This window comes from Arthrobacter sp. Y3225116 (assembly GCF_059091245.1).
The window spans coordinates 1-2492 of sequence record NZ_JBNHGL010000337.1 but is presented as its reverse complement, the minus strand read 5'-3'; the positions used below and the strand labels follow the sequence as shown (position 1 = coordinate 2492).

The window sequence follows — 2492 nt, the reverse complement described above, 5'->3', positions numbered from 1 at the left end:
GCGTTGAAGTAGATCAGGAAGTGCTCGTCGGTGATCCGCTGCCCGCGGTCGTCGCGCCCGCGGATGCCCTGGCCGTTGAGGAAGACGCCGCTGCAGCTGGGCGTGCGCGTGCTGGACACGCTCACCACCGTGGGCAAGGGCCAGCGCATGGGCCTGTTCGCCGGCTCCGGCGTGGGCAAGTCCTCGCTGCTGTCCATGATCGCCCGCGGCACCGACGCCGAGGTCTCCGTGATCGCGCTGGTCGGGGAGCGCGGGCGTGAAGTCCGCGAGTTCCTCGAAGACGACCTCGGCGAGGCCGGCCTGGCCCGGTCCATCGTGGTGGTCTCCACCTCGGACGAGCCGGCGCTGATGCGGCTGCGCGCCGCCTTCACCGCCACCCGGATTGCCGAATCGTTCCGCGACCGCGGGGCGGACGTCATGCTGATGATGGACTCGCTGACCCGCGTGGCCATGGCCCAGCGCGAGATCGGCCTCTCCGTCGGCGAGCCGCCCGCCACCCGCGGGTATCCGCCGTCGACCTTCTCCCTGCTGGCCCGCCTGCTGGAACGCGCCGGCACCGCCGAAACCGGTTCGGTGACGGGGATGTACACCGTGCTGGTGGACGGCGACGACCACAACGAACCCATCGCCGACTCGGCCCGCTCCATCCTGGACGGACACGTGGTGCTGGACCGCAAGCTCGCCGTCTCCGGGCACTACCCGTCGGTGGACCCGCTCGGCTCGATCTCCCGCGTCGCGTCCAAGGTCAACAGCCCGGAGAACTCCCGCGCCGCCGGCGCCCTGCGCAAGGTGCTGGCGGCCCGCAAGGCCGCGCAGGACCTGCTGGACGTGGGCGCCTACCAGCCCGGTTCCAACCCGCTGGTGGACGCGGCCGTCCAGCACGAAGACGACATCAACCTGTTCCTGCAGCAGCGGATGGATGACCAGACGCCGGCCGCGCAGTCGTGGGAGCAACTGCACCGCCTGGCCCGCACCCTTGGAGGTATGTAGAGATGGCACGATCCTTCCCCCTGGCCGGGCTGCTGCGGCTGCGCCAGCTTCAGCAGGACCAGGCCGCCGGCAACCTCGCCGCCGCGAACCACCGCGCCCGCGAATCCGGCGCCCGGGTGGTCGCTGCCCGCGACGAGTTGGGCGAGATCATGAGCGAAGTCTCCGATGCGGCCACGCTGCACGCCGTTGCCGCGGCCCGCTCGGCCTCGCGCAGCATGCTGGCCGACCTGGAAAACCTGGACCAGGCCCGGCGGAACGAGGCGCAGCAGGCCCAGCAGGAGTTCCTCGCCGTGCGCAAGCAGTCCGTGGGCCTGGAGAAACTCGAGACCCGGCACCTCGCGGCCGAGGCGTTCGAAGAGCTGCGGCGCGAGCAGCTGGTGCTGGACGAGCTGTCCACCGGCGCCCGGGGCGGCGACGGACGATGAGCATGACCGATACCCTCGGGCGGATCCAGCAGATCCAGTCCACGCTGACCCAGCTCGCCCAGCCCGCCCCCGCCGCGGAAGCCGCGGCCAGGGCAACCGCGGCCGGCAGCACCGGCGGCGCCACGGCAAGCGCGTTCGCCGACGCGCTGACGGCAGCAGCCCGGGCCCCCGGCGCCGCTGCCGATACCGGAACCGGTGCCGCGACCGGGACCGCCGCCGAGCTGATCAAGGCCACGGAGAAGTACGTGGGCCTGCCCTACGTCTGGGGCGGCAACGACGCGTCCGTCGGCCTCGACTGCTCGTCCTTCGTGCAGCACGCCTTCCGCGACATCGGCATCGACCTGCCGCGCGTCACGTGGGACCAGATGAAGGAAGGCACTCCGGTGGCATCCATGGCCGACGCCAAGCCCGGCGACCTGCTCTTCAGTTTCGACGGCGGCCACGTCTCCATCTACCTGGGCAACGGCAAGGCCATCGACGCCCCGCAGCCCGGCGACACGATTAAGGTCCGGGACGCCTGGGAGAACGACTCCAACCTCACCACCATCCGCCGCATCCTGCCCGAGGAGTCCTCGGTCCAGGCTGCCGGCGCCGGGTCCGGCGTGGCTGCCGGCGCGGCGCTGACCGCAAACCAGCAGACCGCGCTGACCGACCTGATCGCAGCAGCGCAGCTGTCCACGTCCACCGGACTGACCTCCATGCTCACCGGACAGAACGGCACGTCCGGCGCGATCACCGCCATGCTCAACGGCCAGACCGGCAACACCGGACTTGCCTCGATGCTCAACGGCGGCCAGGGCTCCGGCGGCGCCGGACAATTGACCGACCTGCTGTCCGCCGCGCAGGCGGCCATGGCGAGGGGACGAACCGCATGAGCCTGCCCGTGAACTCCCTGCCCGCCGCCCCGGCGTCCTCCGCCCGTTTGGGCGGGCCGGCTGCCGCGCGCTCGTCTTCTCCCGGCTTTGATGCCGCCATGCAGGATGCGGTGCAGCAGAGATCCGTAGCTTCCGCCAAGCGCCCCAAGCACGACGGCGGTGCCTCCGCCGGGGGCGCCGGGGCTGCCGCGGGTGCCGGAAC

The 2492-nt window shown here is 71.8% G+C and carries 3 protein-coding genes and 1 pseudogene; all 4 read left to right on the top strand.

Annotated elements, in window-relative coordinates; translation table 11 throughout:
* Nucleotides 1-84: 84 nt before the first annotated feature.
* Nucleotides 85-990 (top strand): annotated as a pseudogene (locus AC5RV2_RS17025) (FliI/YscN family ATPase); the annotation flags it as partial.
* 2 nt (nt 991-992) lie between these two features.
* Complete coding sequence (locus AC5RV2_RS17020) at nt 993-1415, top strand: flagellar FliJ family protein (protein WP_494093320.1); 423 nt, start codon at nt 993-995, stop codon at nt 1413-1415.
* Nucleotides 1416-1417: 2 nt separating this feature from the next.
* Entirely contained in the window at nt 1418-2290 is an 873-nt protein-coding gene (locus AC5RV2_RS17015) for a C40 family peptidase (protein ID WP_494093319.1), read from the top strand.
* A partial coding sequence (locus AC5RV2_RS17010) for a hypothetical protein (RefSeq protein ID WP_494093318.1) occupies nt 2287-2492 on the top strand: 206 nt, incomplete at its 3' end. The genes AC5RV2_RS17015 and AC5RV2_RS17010, both read left to right, overlap by 4 nt.

Bases quoted from the DNA above. Each gene is read 5' to 3' on its own strand.
- AC5RV2_RS17020 (WP_494093320.1), top strand. From the start codon at position 993: ATGGCACGATCCTTCCCCCTGGCCGGGCTGCTGCGGCTGCGCCAGCTT.
- AC5RV2_RS17015 (WP_494093319.1), top strand. From the start codon at position 1,418: ATGACCGATACCCTCGGGCGGATCCAGCAGATCCAGTCCACGCTGACC.